General features: G+C 63.5%; 14 protein-coding genes. 11 read left to right on the forward strand and 3 right to left on the reverse strand.

The genetic code is table 11. From position 1 onward, the window contains the following. The first annotated feature begins 24 nt into the window (after window positions 1-24). From leuA to NR193_RS23690, 4 genes are all read left to right on the forward strand, one after another. On the forward strand, window positions 25-1,779 hold the full coding sequence (gene leuA, locus NR193_RS23675) for a 2-isopropylmalate synthase (protein WP_256753170.1): 1,755 nt from the start codon (window positions 25-27) through the stop codon (window positions 1,777-1,779). Between the two features lie 184 nt (window positions 1,780-1,963). Then, window positions 1,964-3,733, forward strand: a complete 1,770-nt coding sequence (locus tag NR193_RS23680; protein ID WP_256753171.1) for a tetratricopeptide repeat protein — start codon at window positions 1,964-1,966, stop codon at window positions 3,731-3,733. Window positions 3,734-3,947: 214 nt separating this feature from the next. Continuing rightward, window positions 3,948-4,751 carry an alpha/beta fold hydrolase gene (locus NR193_RS23685; protein WP_256753172.1) on the forward strand — a complete coding sequence of 268 codons (804 nt, stop codon included), beginning with the start codon at window positions 3,948-3,950 and terminating at the stop codon, window positions 4,749-4,751. A gap of 109 nt (window positions 4,752-4,860) precedes the next feature. Beyond that, window positions 4,861-5,478 carry a hypothetical protein gene (locus tag NR193_RS23690; protein WP_256753173.1) on the forward strand — a complete coding sequence of 206 codons (618 nt, stop codon included), beginning with the start codon at window positions 4,861-4,863 and terminating at the stop codon, window positions 5,476-5,478. On the opposite strand, the gene NR193_RS23695 is transcribed toward NR193_RS23690, so the two are convergent. Beyond that, complete coding sequence (locus tag NR193_RS23695) at window positions 5,462-6,385, reverse strand: metallophosphoesterase (RefSeq protein ID WP_256753174.1); 924 nt, start codon at window positions 6,383-6,385, stop codon at window positions 5,462-5,464. The two genes, NR193_RS23690 and NR193_RS23695, sit on opposite strands and share 17 nt — an antisense overlap. A gap of 53 nt (window positions 6,386-6,438) precedes the next feature. On the opposite strand from NR193_RS23695, the gene NR193_RS23700 reads away from it, so the two are divergent. After that, the gene (locus NR193_RS23700; protein ID WP_256753175.1) at window positions 6,439-6,936 is read left to right on the forward strand and encodes an NUDIX domain-containing protein; all 498 of its coding nucleotides are present in this window, start codon (window positions 6,439-6,441) and stop codon (window positions 6,934-6,936) included. A gap of 1 nt (window position 6,937) precedes the next feature. Here the strand turns inward: NR193_RS23700 and NR193_RS23705 are convergent, their stop codons facing one another. Then, complete coding sequence (locus NR193_RS23705; protein WP_256753176.1) at window positions 6,938-7,927, reverse strand: glutathione S-transferase family protein; 990 nt, start codon at window positions 7,925-7,927, stop codon at window positions 6,938-6,940. A 272-nt stretch (window positions 7,928-8,199) separates the two neighbouring features. Here NR193_RS23705 and NR193_RS23710 point away from each other — a divergent pair, with 272 nt between their 5' ends. The 6 genes from NR193_RS23710 (at window position 8,200) to NR193_RS23735 (ending at window position 13,020) form a co-directional block, all read left to right on the forward strand. Continuing rightward, window positions 8,200-8,736 (forward strand): GNAT family N-acetyltransferase, encoded by a 537-nt coding sequence (locus NR193_RS23710; protein WP_256753177.1) that lies wholly within the window; start codon window positions 8,200-8,202, stop codon window positions 8,734-8,736. A 58-nt stretch (window positions 8,737-8,794) separates the two neighbouring features. Then, window positions 8,795-9,556 carry a 3-hydroxyacyl-CoA dehydrogenase gene (locus tag NR193_RS23715; RefSeq protein WP_256753178.1) on the forward strand — a complete coding sequence of 254 codons (762 nt, stop codon included), beginning with the start codon at window positions 8,795-8,797 and terminating at the stop codon, window positions 9,554-9,556. Between the two features lie 6 nt (window positions 9,557-9,562). Continuing rightward, window positions 9,563-10,741 carry a CaiB/BaiF CoA-transferase family protein gene (locus tag NR193_RS23720; RefSeq protein ID WP_256753179.1) on the forward strand — a complete coding sequence of 393 codons (1,179 nt, stop codon included), beginning with the start codon at window positions 9,563-9,565 and terminating at the stop codon, window positions 10,739-10,741. A 23-nt stretch (window positions 10,742-10,764) separates the two neighbouring features. Continuing rightward, window positions 10,765-11,553, forward strand: a complete 789-nt coding sequence (locus NR193_RS23725; protein WP_256753180.1) for a HugZ family protein — start codon at window positions 10,765-10,767, stop codon at window positions 11,551-11,553. Between the two features lie 154 nt (window positions 11,554-11,707). Next, a complete protein-coding gene (locus tag NR193_RS23730; protein WP_091578996.1) occupies window positions 11,708-12,052 on the forward strand; it encodes a helix-turn-helix transcriptional regulator in 345 nt (114 codons plus the stop codon). A gap of 164 nt (window positions 12,053-12,216) precedes the next feature. After that, window positions 12,217-13,020, forward strand: a complete 804-nt coding sequence (locus tag NR193_RS23735) for an RNA methyltransferase (RefSeq protein ID WP_256753181.1) — start codon at window positions 12,217-12,219, stop codon at window positions 13,018-13,020. Window positions 13,021-13,022: 2 nt separating this feature from the next. On the opposite strand, the gene NR193_RS23740 is transcribed toward NR193_RS23735, so the two are convergent. Continuing rightward, a complete protein-coding gene (locus NR193_RS23740; RefSeq protein ID WP_256753182.1) occupies window positions 13,023-14,159 on the reverse strand; it encodes a hypothetical protein in 1,137 nt (378 codons plus the stop codon). Window positions 14,160-14,255: the final 96 nt, after the last annotated feature.

The raw sequence follows: 14,255 nt of genomic DNA on the forward strand, positions 1-14,255 counted from the left end.
GAGGGCCGCCGGGAGAATAAGACGATGAACGCACGAGAAGAAATCCGCCCTGATGCCGCGGTAGCCGGCAAGGACACCGCAAAGAGCATGAAGAGCCGGGGCATGCCTGATGCGGCCCGCAAATATCAACCCTATCCGACCGTTGGCCTCACCGATCGCACATGGCCCTCGAAGGTCATCGACAAGGCGCCGATCTGGTGCTCCGTCGACCTGCGCGACGGCAACCAGGCGCTGATCGATCCGATGGGCCACGATCGCAAGGCGCGCATGTTCGCGCTGCTGCTCGACATGGGCTTCAAGGAGATCGAGATCGGTTTCCCCTCCGCATCGCAGACCGATTTCGATTTTGCCCGTTGGTGCATCGAAGAGGGCAACGTGCCTGCCGACGTCTCGCTGCAAGTGCTGGTGCAGTGCCGGCCGGAACTGATCACCCGCACCTTCGAGGCGCTCAAGGGCGCCACCAACCCGATCGTCCATTTCTACAATTCGACCAGCGAATTGCAGCGCCGCGTCGTCTTCGAAAAAGACATCGGCGGCATCAAGCGCATCGCGACCGACGCCGCCAAGATGATCACCGACATGGCGGCCAAGGCTGGCGGCGGCTTTCGCTTCGAGTACTCGCCGGAAAGCTTCACCGGCACCGAACTCGAAGTGGCGCTGGAGATCTGCAACGCGGTTACCGAGATCGTCAGGCCGACGCCCGACAACAAGCTGATCATCAATCTGCCGTCGACGGTCGAGATGTCGACGCCCAACATCTATGCCGACCGCATCGAATGGATGTGCCGCAATCTCGACAACCGTGAGAACCTGCTGATCTCGCTGCATCCGCACAATGACCGCGGCACCGGCGTCGCCACCACCGAGCTCGGCCTGATGGCCGGCGCCGACCGCGTCGAAGGCACGCTGTTCGGCAATGGCGAGCGCACCGGCAATGTCGACATCGTCACCTTGGCGCTCAACATGTACACGCAAGGTGTCGATCCGGGGATCGACTGCTCCGACATCAACCGGATGAAGGACGTCTATGAATATTCGAACCAGTTGAAGATCCCCGAGCGCCACCCCTATGTCGGCGAGCTCGTCTACACGGCCTTTTCCGGCTCGCACCAGGATGCCATCAACAAGGGCATGAAGGCGCTGAAAAAGGCCAACAAGAGCCTGTGGGAAGTGCCTTATCTGCCGATCGATCCGGCCGATGTCGGCCGCAGCTACGAGGCGATCATCCGCATCAACTCGCAGTCGGGCAAGGGCGGCATCGCCTATGTGCTGCAGGCCGATTACGGCCTCAACCTGCCGCGCAACCTGCAGATCGAATTCAGCCAGGAAATCCAGGCGATCACCGACGCCGAGGGCAAGGAAGTGCCGGCCAGTCGCATCTACGAGCGCTTTCTCGAGACCTATGTCGACCAGCCCGGCGCGCGGCTGAAATTCCTCGATCACCACACCTATCCGGACACCGTGGTCAAGGGCCGACGCGTGGTCGAGGCGACCATCCTCGACAACGGCAAGGAAGTGACGATATCAGGCACCGGCACTGGTCCGATCGACGGCTTCGTCGATGCATTGTCGCGCCATCTCGGCGTCGAGATGTCGGTTCTCGACTATTCCGAGCACTCGATGCAGCGCGGCTCGAACGCCTCGGCCATCTCCTATGTCGAGATGGAATATCCTGATGGCAAGCTGTTCGGCGCCGGGATCAACACCAACATCGTTGCCGCTTCTCTGGAAGCGGTGACCTCCGCCGCCAACCGTATCGTCGGCAATAGGGCCGGTTGACGCCCGACCAGAACGAAGGTCGGGACCATCCCCATCTGGTGATCGGTTCCGATCCTTCGCTTCATTAACCACCGCTGAATTATCCGGTGGGGTACGTGATCGCATAATGGGTGTATACTTGTGTGGTGGTGCGGGAACGATATGATCGTGCCTCAACCTGTGCCGACTTCGAGAGGATCGACACTTGCAGCATGCGACGCCTGCCGCCCCCGCAGTGCGCGAGACACTGGAGCGACTGCTTGCCAGCGAAACGTTCGGGAGATCCGAGCGCGCGCGTAAACTGCTTCGCTATCTTGTCGAGCGCGAGCAGGCAGGCGAAGCCGATAGGCTGAAGGGCTTCTCCATCGCCATGGACGTCTTCGGCAAGGACGGAGATTTCGATCCGTCGACCGATGCCGTGGTCCGGGTGCAGGCGGGCAGGTTGCGCGACCTGCTGCAGCACTATTTCGCCAACGAAGGCGTCGCCGAGCCCGTCCGCATCGCCATTCCACGCGGCGGCTATGTTCCAGCCTATGAGCTCAACGCGATCCGCCTTCCGGAAACTCTGAACCCTGCCGGGCAGACGGAGGCGGCTCCGTCCGAACGATCCAGCGACGCGGGAGACGCTGTTCCCGCCGCCGCATTGCTGGCACCGGCGGTCGCACCAGCCCCCTCGGTGGCGCGCCATCTCCAGTTCTTCTGGATGGCGATCGCCCTGGTCATCGCCATGCTCGGCATTCTCATCCTGCGTCAGGGCGATGGTGCCTTGCTGGCCGGAGGCGAGATGCCGGCAACGCCTGAGACCACCGGCCAAACCAGCAGCATCGCGCCGTCACCGATGAGTGAAGCGCTGCCGCTCGTCTATATCGCCGTCAAGGCCGATGGCCCCGAAGGCAACCGCGTCGCCGCATCGCTGCGCGCCGGCCTGAGCGGCTTCGACACGATCGATTTCATCGGGCGCGACGCCGTCAACACGACCGATCCGGCTACCACTGCAACCAGCTTCCTCTTCGAGGTGCTGCCTGGACCTGACGCGGGCGATGTCACGATCGAATTGCAGAGCGTGGCAACTGGACGGGTGCTTTTGTCGCGCAACCTGACTGCCGACGACAGCACTCCGGCCACGGTCGAGGACAGTATCGCCGGTATCCTGAGTTCGGCCCTTCCCGCTTCCGGCACGATCTACAGTTATATCGAGCAAAGCGGCATTCAGAACGGCCTGACGCAGTGCCTGCTGCTCAACGGCAGATACTATCTCGACCAGAACGCCAGAACCCACGAGGCCGCTTACCGCTGCCTGGAAACCCTGGCCAACAACGGTGCAAAATCATCGCTGGTTTATTCCGAACTCGCCTCGCTGCACCTCGAGGCCGTTAACGACCGCTACGCCTATCCGCCGGATGCGACGATCGAGAGGGCGCTCACATTTGCCCACCGCGCAGTGCAGATGGGGCCGACCAGCCCTTCAGCGCATCGCGCCTATGGCTACATCTATTCGCGCCTTGGCAATGCCGACGAGGCGCTGCGCTGGATGCGCAAGGCCTATGACCTCAATCCCTACGATGTCGCCATGGCCGCCGCCTATGGTTACGGGCTGGTTTTCGCCGGCCGCTACGCCGACGGAACACCGCTTCTGGCCCATGCCGTGGATGTCTCCAGTGGCCATCCGACATGGTGGGATTTCGGACTCTTCGCCGGCGAATTCATGCTTGGCGACATGGACAAGGCCACCATAGCCAGCAACGCGTTGAGGACGACTGCAACAAAATCGCACTATCTCGCCGCCCGGCTGATCGGCGCAAAGATCGCTGGCCATGACAATCAGGCGCGCAAGTTGGTCGATGAACTGACCGCCAAGTTTCCGAATTTCGCCGCCAATCCGCGCGCAACCTTCGTCGACAGGAGATACCCGGCCGACCTGACCGATCGGCTGGTCGATGCCTTGCGCGCCGCGGGGCTCGGCAACGCCAGCTAGCATGATCGACATCCGGATCGTGGCATGACGCACCACGCCTCGAAAGAAACGATGCGCTCCGATCGCCGAGCGTCGATTGGCCTCGGGGTTTCCTGTTGGCAACCGCTGCCAATCGCGAAGATTTTACTGGCTATCGCACTGGACAAGGAGCAATTCAGCCACATTAGATTTCGCGCATCCTCCAATAATAAATAAATCAAAGCCTTCAGCTTTCATGTCCTCATCGCTTTATGCCGCTGAACAGGGTGTTGGCTCGAAGGCCATAGTCCTGCTGCATGGTTTCGGTGGCTGCCACGATGTCTGGCGCGAAGTGGTCTCCTCGCTGGCGCCTTCCGCGCGCACGCTGGCCTATGATCTGCCGGGGCACGGGCTGTCGCTCGATTTTCCCGCGGCCGGTCCAGCCAAGGTGGCGGCAAAGGCCATTCTCGCCGATCTGTCGGCGCGTGGGCTGAAGCGCGTTCATCTCGTCGGCCACTCGATGGGCGGTGCGGTGGCGACGCTGATGGCGTTGGCCGAGCCCGGAAAAGTGGCCTCGCTGACGCTTCTGGCACCGGGCGGCTTTGGCCCCGAGATCAACGGCCCGCTGTTGCGCCGCTTTGCCGGCGCTGTCGGCAAAGCCGAGATCCACGCTTGCCTTGCCGCCATGTCCGGCCCCCACAGTCCGTCTTCAGAGCAAAACGTCGACATGCTTTGCGACATGCGCAAGCGGCCCGGCCAGTTGCCGAAGCTTGTCGAGATCGCGGCCGCCATGACCACGGACGATCGGCAAGGCGTCATCCCGCGCGACCGCCTCGAAGGGCTGAACATGCCCGTGATGGTGGTGTGGGGAACCGATGACACGGTGCTGCCCTTTACCCAGGCGGATGGTCTGCCGGCGCATTTTCACGTGCATCATGTGCTGGAGGCCGGCCATATGCTGGCAGAGGAAGCCCCCGATCTCGTCGCCGAGATCATTCGCCGCAACACCAACCGGCGCGCCAGGCGACATCGCCTGAAATTCGCCGCCGCGGCCAGCTGACTCTGTCGGGCGATACCTTCCGGAACGCCTTGGTGCCAACGATCTCGCCAGTGCATTTTGCCGGCGGCTGTGTTAACTCCGTGTTAACCAAACCCGCGAGGCGAACGCCATGAAGGAAGCAGGCGAGAAGATAAACGATCCACCGAAAACACTGTCCGACGCCATCCGTGATGTGAAGAATGCCTTTGCCGACCGTGACGACGTCGTCGTCGATATGCGCGAAGCGCATCGCATGCGCCTCGATCTGCTTGCCGCGGAACTGGCGCCGGTTTTTGCCGATGTTCCCGCCGACATGGACAATTTCGACTTCGTCGTCTCGTCCGGCTTGCAGCCGCGGCTGTGGATCGACGCCGTCAGCCATGTCGCGATGGGACGCGACCGCCGCACCTATCGCTTCCTCAGGGACACCCGCATCGGCCGTGTGGTGCTTGCCGAATCGACCGAGATGAAACCCGTTGCCGATTCCGTGACGCGCTACATCGCCGAACGTGTCGTCGAGCGTCAGAGGATGATGGAAGGTGGCGTCGAGCCGGCTGTCGCCGGCCTGAAACGCGCCGACGTTCGGGAAGCCGAGCCGCCATTGCGGTCGACGACGCGCAGTGCGGGCTGGTCGGCGTTCCTGTCCGGCCTTGGCCTGATCGCCGCTGGCGCGCTGGTCGGGCTGGCGGTGTCGGTCGTCTTGTTCTGGGACCGCATCGTGGCCATGGTCCTCAGCTTGCGGCCGTAGCAGCCGGAGCACCCAGTTCCAGCGTCTGCAGATCGGAAGGCGGTATTGCTGGCCCGGTCAGGCCACGCCGGGTAAGCTGGATCCGCCAATTGCCCTTTTCGCCGTCGATGTCGAACAGATTGTACTGCGCCGCCGGGTGGTTGCCGCCCGGCGCCTGGCCGGCGGCGGCGACGCCGACCACCGGAACCCGGGTGCCCCGCGTGCCGATGAAGAACAGCGACGGCAGGTGCGAATGGCCGTGCAGGACGAGCTCGGCGCCATGGCGGCGAATGATCTTGTGGAAGCGGGCAATGCCGAACAGCCGTTTTTGCTGCGAGACCGCGCCGCGCACCGGCGGATGATGGATCATGATGACGCGAAACAGCCCTTGCCGGCCCGTCGCGTCGAGAATCTTGCCGAGCCGCCCCGCCTGCCCTTCCATGAAGAAACCGTTGGCCATGAACGGCGCGGTGGCGCGCGCCGTCGAGACGCCGATCAGTGCGACATCGCCGCGCTCGCGCAGATAGGGGAAGGCGTTGCGGTCGACCGGCGTGTTGATGCCGTCGCCGCTCATCCACGCCGCCCATGACCGGCAGACCTTGTCGAACGCCCCGGGGACATAGGCGTCGTGGTTTCCCGGAACGACCGAAACGTCATGCGGCGATCCCAGCGTCTCCAGCCAGTGTTTGGCCATTTCGATCTCGGCATCGAGCGCCAGATTGACCAGGTCGCCGGTGACGGCGAGGTGATCGGGGCTCCTCGCCTTGATGTCGGCGACGATCGTGTCGATGACGGCGTCATGCATGTGGCGGCGGCGGTTGCGCTGCCAGTTGACGTAACCGAGCACGCGCTTGGAGGCGAGATCGCGATAGGATACATCCGGGAGCGGCCCCAGATGGACATCGGAAATATGCGCGAGCCTGAACATCCGTCTTTCATAAGCGACGCGCTTCCCGCTTTCCACCCACGGTTTCTCTACCGATGACGACAGGCTCGCAAGACGTTTTTCGCCAGACCGGCTGGGCAGGGCTTAGGGCAAGGCTGTTCCATCTCTATTTCGTGCTGCGGCGACCGATGACGCTTGGCGTGCGCGCCCTCGTTCAAGACAAGGCATCCAATTCGGTCTTCCTCATTCGCCATACCTATGTTCCGGGCTGGCAGCTCCCCGGTGGCGGGGTCGAGGTCGGCGAGACGCTTGCCGAGGCGCTGATGCGCGAACTTGCCGAGGAAGGCAACATCGCGCTGAACGCCCCGCCGGTGCTGAGGTCGATGCATTTCAACCGCCGCTCCAGCCGCCGCGACCATGTCGGCTTCTACCTGATCGAGCACTTCAGCCAGACCGCGCCGAAGCTGCCGGATCACGAGATCGCCGAGGCCGGCTTCTTCCCGCTCGACCGCTTGCCGGAAGGCACGACGCCGGCAACGCTGCGCCGGATCGCCGAGATTTTTGATGGCGAGCCCGCATCGCCTTACTGGTAGATCAGGCCGCCTTGCGGAACCGCGCCCGGTCATGCGGTTGGGCATAGTCGAGTTCAGGACCAAGCGGCACGATCCGGGTCGGATTGATCGTCTCGTGGCTGCCGTAATAATGCGCCTTGATGTGATGCAGGTTCACGGTCTGGGCGACGCCAGGCACCTGATAGAGGTCGCGCAGATAGTTCGACAGGTTCGGATAGTCGGCGATGCGGCGCAGATTGCATTTGAAATGGCCGACATAGACCGGGTCGAAGCGCACCAGCGTGGTGAACAGCCGCCAGTCGGCCTCGGTGATGCGATCGCCGACCAGATAGCGTTGTCCCGAGAGGCGATCCTCCAGCATGTCGAGCGTCGAGAACAGCTCACCGAATGCTTCCTCATAGGCGCCTTGCGTGGTTGCGAAGCCTGCACGGTAGACGCCGTTGTTGACGGAGGGATAGACCAGCGCGTTGATCGCATCGATCTCGCCGCGCAGCGCCTGCGGATAGAAGTCGAGGCTGGCGTCCCCCCATTCATCGAAGGCTGAATTCAGCATCCGGATGATCTCGGAGGATTCGTTGGAGACGATGGTCTGCTCCTTTTTGTCCCACAGCACCGGCACCGTTACCCGGCCCGAATAGGCCGGATCGGCCTTGGTGTAGATCTGGTGCAGGAAGTCGAGACCATAGAGCGTGTCGCCGGTGGCGCCCTCCTCGGCCAGGAACGTCCAGCCGTTGGCACCCATGAAATGATGCACCACCGACACCGATATGATGCCTTCGAGCTTCTTCAGCGCACGAAAGATCAGCGTCCGGTGGGCCCACGGGCAAGCAAGCGAGACATAGAGGTGATAGCGGCCGGGCTCCGCCTTGAAGCCGCGGCTGCGGCCTTCTGCCGGCGCTCCATCGCGGGTGATCCAGTCGCGCCAATGCGATCGCGCCCGCACGAACTTGCCGCCGCTGTCCTTGGTGTCGTACCAGCGGTCCTGCCATTTGCCGTCGACCAGCAATCCCATCGCATGTTCCTTTCCTGCTTGCCTTGTATGTAGGACACCAGGCGGCCGCGCGGAATCGCCTGGCGCTGAACAGACCGTCAAGCGACGGCTTGGCCCAAGAAGCCTGCGATTGCAGCGGCGGGAAATTGATGCTAGCGGACAATCCGCATGTTCGACTTTGCCTTGATCCGGTTTGACCGACGACGAAAGGGCGCCCGCGCTTGATGAAGCGCTGACTGGCGAATGCTGCCGTTTGCAGCAAACCTTTCCTCCTATACCGGAACGCAAAGACCATGAGCCTTGCCGACGTGAAATACCTGCCGGAAACCCCGGCGCATGACCTCCAGATCGAAGCCATCAATGACGAAGCCTTCGGGCCGGGCCGTTTCGTGCTGGCTGCCTACAAGATCCGCGAGGCCGGAGGGCACGAGCGGTCGCTGTCCTTTGTCGCCGTCGATGGCGATACCGTCGTCGCTTCGGTGCGCATGACCCGCATCGCCGCCGGCGCAGGCCGCGCCCTGATGCTCGGACCGCTTGCGGTGCGGCCGGCCTTCAAGAATCTCGGCATCGGCCGCCGGCTGGTGGCGATCGCGCTGGAAGCGGCCGCCAAGGCCGGCGCGCCCGCCGTCATGCTGGTCGGTGACGAGCCTTATTACGGACCGCTCGGCTTCAAGAGGATCCCGCGCGGCCAGATTTCGATGCCACGCCCTGTCGATCTCGACCGGCTGCTGTCGCATGAGATCAAGCCGGGCGCGGTCGCCAGGCTCTCGGGCGAAGTCTGCCACGCCGATCAGGCCAGGGTTGCCGATCACATCACAACGATGGCTTGACCTTGCGAGCCGACCTGGCGCCTGATCAGTCCCTGTTCTCATCTAGAAGGATGACGCCATGAACCCGAATGGCCAGATCGCGATCGTTACCGGCGGCGGTTCCGGTCTTGGCGAGGCAACGGCGCGTGCGCTTGCCGCCAAGGGGGCCCGCGTCGCCATCTTCGACATTGGCATTGACCGCGCGGCGAAGGTTGCGGCCGAGATCGGCGGCATTGCCGTCCAATGCGATGTCAGCAGCGGCGACAGTGGCACTGCCGCACTCGCCGAGGTCGCCGCCAAGCTTGGCGAGCCACGTATCCTGGTCAATTGCGCCGGCATTGCCATCGGCGTGAAGACGATCGGCAAGGATGGTCCCCATCCTCTCGATCAGTACCGCAAGGTGATCGAAGTCAATTTGATCGGCACTTTCAACATGATCCGTCTCGTCGCCGACCGTGCTGCCAGGCTCGAGCCACTGCAAGGCGGCGAGCGTGGTGTCATCGTCAACACCGCTTCTGTCGCCGCCTATGACGGCCAGATCGGCCAGGCCGCCTATTCAGCCTCCAAGGGTGGCGTCGTCGGCATGACGCTGCCGGTGGCGCGCGACCTTGCCCGTTCCGGTATCCGGGTCTGCACCATCGCGCCCGGCATCTTCAAGACACCGATGGTGGCCGGCATGCCGCAGGAGGTGCAGGATTCGCTGGGCGCCGCGGTGCCTTTCCCGTCGCGTCTCGGCGAGCCATCCGAATATGCCGCCCTTGCGTTGCACATCGTCGAGAACCAGATGCTGAACGGCGAAACCATCCGCCTCGACGGCGCCATCCGCATGGCACCGAAATAGCTTGTCATGAACACCGGCATAGCCACCGCCGGAAAGACCGGTCCGCTTGCCGGGCTGAAGGTGATCGAGATGGCCGGGCTCGGTCCCGTGCCGTTGGCGGGCCTGATGCTTTCGGAGATGGGCGCGCAGGTGCTGCGCATCGAACGGGCTGGTTCGGACCGGCCATTCCTGTCGCTGCCGGATGAATACAACATCGATCGTCACGGCCGCTCCATCCTGCGCATCGACCTCAAGCGCCACGAAGGCGCCGAACTGGCGCTGCGCCTTGCCGAAAAGGCCGACCTTCTGGTCGAGGGCTTTCGCCCAGGCGTCATGGAGCAGCTTGGCCTCGGTCCGGATAGCGTTCTGGCGCGCAACCCGGCTCTGATCTACGGCCGCATGACCGGCTTCGGCCAGGATGGACCGCTCGCGGGCCGCGCCGGCCACGACATCACCTATCTTGCCTATTCGGGCCTGCTGCATGCAATTGGCCACGCGGACAGCCGCCCCGTCCCGCCGCTCAACCTCGTCGCCGACTATGGCGGTGGCACCATGATGCTGGTTGCCGGCGTGCTGGCCGCCCTGTTCCAACGCTCGCGCACGGGCAAGGGCCAGGTAATCGACGCCGCGATGGTCGAGGGCGCCTCGATGCTGGCGACGCCCCTGCACGCCTTGACGGCGGCTGGCCTTTGGGACGAAAGGCGCGGCGCGAACCTGCTCGATTCCGGCGCTCCCTTCTACGACACCTATGAGACGGCGGATGGCGGGTACATCGCCATAGGCTGCCTGGAGCCGCAATTCTTCGCCGAATTCGCCAGGCTGCTGCCACTCGATGAGCGGTTCGTACCCGGCCAGTATGACAAGTCGCTGTGGCCACCGATGCGCGCGGCCATTGCCGACCGGATCAGGCGGAAATCACGCGACGACTGGGACCGGCTGTTTGCCGAAACCGATGCCTGCGTTGCCCCGGTCCTGTCGCTGCGTGAAGCGAAGCGCCATCCGCACAATCGGTCGCGCGATGCCTTCGTGACGACGGGTGCGTTTGAACGCCCTGCACCGGCGCCGCGTTTCTCGGATTCGCGGCCGGCACCGGCAACGAAGCCTGGCGACGAGGATCTGTCGCCGTCGATAGTGCTGGCGCGTTTCGGCTTTGCGAAAACCGAGATCGACGAGCTTGTCAAACTGGGCATGCTGGCCAATAACTAGAGAAGAAAAATCAGCTTATTGCGATGGGCGTTTTGACGGACCAGAAGAAAGCCGTGATCCGCGAGACTGACGCCGAGGCGATCCGCCTGGCGAAGACGCTTCTGCGCCGCGCCCGTTTCGGCGCGCTGGCGGTGATCGAGCCGCAAACCGGCTCGCCGCAGGCCAGCAGGGTCGGCGTGGCCACGGACGTCGACGGCGCCCCGCTGATCCTGGTTTCGATGCTCTCGGCGCACACCGGCGCCCTGCTTGCCGATCCGCGCTGCTCCCTGCTGGTCGGCGAGCCCGGCAAGGGCGACCCGCTGGCGCACCCGCGCCTGACGCTGGTCTGCCAGGCGGCACGCCTCGAGCGTGGATCGAACGCGCACGCACGCGCCGAGCGCCGTTATCTCAACCGCAATCCCAAGGCGAGCCTCTATGTCGGGCTCGGCGACTTTTCGATTTTTCGACTCGAACCGCGACACGCAAGCCTGAATGGCGGCTTCGGCAAGGCTTATCAGCTCGATCGATCCAGCCTGCTCGCCAGCGGACCGATCGTCGAGGAGTTGGCCGCGAGCGAACAATCCGCCATCGACCACATGAACGCCGACCATCTCGACGCGATCGCCGTTTATGCGCGTCATTTCGCCAAGGCGTCCGGCGACGGCTGGACCATTGCCGGATTCGATGCCGACGGCATGGATCTGGTGTCGGGCGACAATGTTTGTCGGGTCTTCTTCCCGCAACCTTTGGCGACGGCACGGGAATTACGGCAGATTCTGGTCGAGATGGCCAGGATCGCCAGAACCGGCACCAACACAAAAACTGACACTTAATCGTGTTGGATCAAAAGCAATGCTTGAGATTTGAACGAAATGTTCTACCTTTGCTAGTGGAGCTGACTCGCCAGCGCCTATTCAAAAGTGAGTTTATGGAATCAGATGCCATTGCCCCCATGGCGTCGGGATGAGCAAAAGGCACGGGGGATCGATGGTCTCGACTAAGCTAATCGCCAACGCCGAATCGGCAGCCGAATTTCTGATGCTGATGGGCAACGAAAAACGACTGTTGATCATGAGCTACCTGACCGACGGCGAAATGTCGGTTGGCGCTATCGCCGAGAAGGTAATGCTCAGCCAATCCGCCCTGTCGCAACATCTGGCCAAGTTGCGGGCCCTCGATCTCGTGGAAACCCGTCGCGATCGTCAGATGATCTACTATTCCTGCAAGTCCGACGCCGTGCGTGAACTGCTCGGCATGCTGGACGGCATTTTCGGCAGCGGCCAGGATGAGTTGTCCCACATGGCGCAACGCTTGCGGCGCGCCGGGACCTGACAGGCCCGTCTTGTAATCGGCGATGACGTTTTCGCGGCGACGTGCGTCCATCCGAACGCACGGAGGTAGCTGACAGTCCTGAATTGTCGCATCGTGCTTCCAATCCAGGTATGCGCCGGGAGCCGATCGGTTTTTCGGACGCGTGCGATGGCCGCGAGGAACGCATGGATCCCATTCGTATCGACGACCCGCAAGACCCGCGTGTTGCCGCCTATCTCGACATCCGCGAGCGTGACCTCGCCGGCCGGCAAGGCCGCTTCGTTGCCGAAGGCAAGGTGGTGCTCGACCTGCTGCTGTCGACAGGACGCTTTGCAGCCGAATCGGTGCTGGTTCTGGAAAACCGGCTGGCCGGCCTCGAGGGCATCCTGCGCAAGGCGCCGGCGGACCTGCCGGTCTATGTCGCCACCAGCGCGGTGATCGACGCGATCGCCGGGTTTCACATGCATCGCGGCATCCTGGCCATAGGGCGCAAGGGTGCGCCGCAACCGGTAGAGGCCCTGCTCGATGCCTTGCCGGCCCGCGCGCTGGTCGTGGTGCTCGTCGGCATCGCCAACCATGACAATATGGGCGCGATCTTCCGCAACGCCGCCGCCTTTGGCGCCGATGCGGTATTGCTGGATGCGACATGCTGCGATCCGCTCTACCGCAAGGCGATCCGCGTTTCGGTCGGTGCCGCGCTCAAAATCCCCTTCGCGTCATTCACCGACGTCGCCGACTTCACGGCAACGCTTGACCGCCGCTTCTATCGCCAGTCTGCTCTGTCGCCACGCGGGCAGACCGACATACGCGACGCGCGGCCGAGCGAGCGCCTGGCGCTCTATCTCGGCACCGAGGGTGAAGGCCTGCCCGAAAGCCTGCTCGCCCGCCTGCACACGGTGCGCATTGGCATGGCGCAAGGCTTCGACAGCCTGAACGTCGCCGCGGCGTCAGCCATCGCCCTGCACCATTTTTCGGCAAACAGGGACTGATTTCAGTTTGCCGTGGCAGCCTTCTGCAGCGCCCGCACGCGGTCCGCAAGGCTGCGCCCGACGCTGCCGGACCGCGTATCCGAGGGTGCCGCCAGCGCCCTGGCGATCGGCGAATCAGGCCCCTCGAGCTTGGCCGTCAGGTGGACGACCTCCGCCGCCAGTTCGTTCATCTGCTCGCGCAATGCGGAGCTGCCATCCGTGGGGCCGGACGCGGCCATCGCATCGAGATCCGCTTTCAACCTCTTGTTCTCGCGCGCCAGCGCCGTCAGCCTGGCCTCAAGCCGCTCACGGTCGCTGTCGAGCTTGGCGATTGCCTTTTCGACATCATCGCCCTTGGCAACTTCACCGGCCTTGCCGACCAGCCGCAAGGCCGGTGCGCTGTCCTCGGCTTTCGACTTTTCACGCAGCCGCGCCAGTTCCTTTTCGCGGCGGTCGAGCTTTTCCTCGCGGTCGGCGAGCGTGGCAAGCAGCCGTTCGAGTTTCTTGTCGAGCTCGGCGGTCCTTTTCTTCTCGGCTTTCAGGGCATCGCGCGCGGCCTTGCTTTCGGCGGCGATCTCCTGGTTGCGCCTGTCCGCCTCCTTGCGCTGGCCGCGCAGCAGCGAAATGTCGCTGGCGAGTTTCTGCAATTCGGATTCGCGCGCCACGAGCTCGATCTGCCGGCTGCTGGAGGAAAAACTGGCGTCATCATACATGCGCTCCAGCTTTTCGAGCTCGAGCGCGCGCTTCTCCAGCTTGCGTTCGGTTTCCTTGAGCCGGTCCGACAGAAGCTGCAGCTCGCCCTCGCGCTGCCGCAGCATTTCGCCCTTGACCCCCAGTTCGCTAAGCGCCTGGTTCTTGTCCATGCGCTCGACCGCCAGGCCCTTCAGGGCCTCGCGGCCACGATTGATCTCGACCAGTTGCTCCGCCGTCTTCTCGCGCAACGCCTTGACGCTCATTTCGAGGCGACGTGCCGACATGGCGAACTCGGCCCGGATACGGTCCTTGTCGGCCTGGATCTCGGTTTGCGTCAACGGTATCGAGGCTTCGATGCGCTTGCGCGTGAAGGCGACGGCCCGCCGCCATATGGCCGGCGCAACCATCAGCGCCAGAAATCCGGCGCAGAGGAAGCCGAGGGCAAAGAACAGGAACGACTGAACCAAGTGACCACCCGTTATGGACGAAAGCTGGACTGTGCCACGTTGGCATGGCGGAAATCCAGCGTTGCGGCAAGGTTTTGCCGCAACGGGATAGGTTCA

The sequence above is a fragment of the Mesorhizobium sp. Mes31 genome (assembly GCF_024519675.1).
Lineage (GTDB): Bacteria > Pseudomonadota > Alphaproteobacteria > Rhizobiales > Rhizobiaceae > Mesorhizobium.

Bases quoted from the DNA above. Each gene is read 5' to 3' on its own strand.
- NR193_RS23705 (WP_256753176.1), bottom strand. From the start codon at position 7,927: ATGGGATTGCTGGTCGACGGCAAATGGCAGGACCGCTGGTACGACACC.
- NR193_RS23725 (WP_256753180.1), top strand. From the start codon at position 10,765: ATGGGCGTTTTGACGGACCAGAAGAAAGCCGTGATCCGCGAGACTGAC.
- NR193_RS23710 (WP_256753177.1), top strand. From the start codon at position 8,200: ATGAGCCTTGCCGACGTGAAATACCTGCCGGAAACCCCGGCGCATGAC.
- NR193_RS23690 (WP_256753173.1), top strand. From the start codon at position 4,861: ATGAAGGAAGCAGGCGAGAAGATAAACGATCCACCGAAAACACTGTCC.
- NR193_RS23735 (WP_256753181.1), top strand. From the start codon at position 12,217: ATGGATCCCATTCGTATCGACGACCCGCAAGACCCGCGTGTTGCCGCC.
- NR193_RS23695 (WP_256753174.1), bottom strand. From the start codon at position 6,385: ATGTTCAGGCTCGCGCATATTTCCGATGTCCATCTGGGGCCGCTCCCG.
- leuA (WP_256753170.1), top strand. From the start codon at position 25: ATGAACGCACGAGAAGAAATCCGCCCTGATGCCGCGGTAGCCGGCAAG.
- NR193_RS23730 (WP_091578996.1), top strand. From the start codon at position 11,708: ATGGTCTCGACTAAGCTAATCGCCAACGCCGAATCGGCAGCCGAATTT.
- NR193_RS23720 (WP_256753179.1), top strand. From the start codon at position 9,563: ATGAACACCGGCATAGCCACCGCCGGAAAGACCGGTCCGCTTGCCGGG.
- NR193_RS23685 (WP_256753172.1), top strand. From the start codon at position 3,948: ATGTCCTCATCGCTTTATGCCGCTGAACAGGGTGTTGGCTCGAAGGCC.
- NR193_RS23700 (WP_256753175.1), top strand. From the start codon at position 6,439: ATGACGACAGGCTCGCAAGACGTTTTTCGCCAGACCGGCTGGGCAGGG.
- NR193_RS23715 (WP_256753178.1), top strand. From the start codon at position 8,795: ATGAACCCGAATGGCCAGATCGCGATCGTTACCGGCGGCGGTTCCGGT.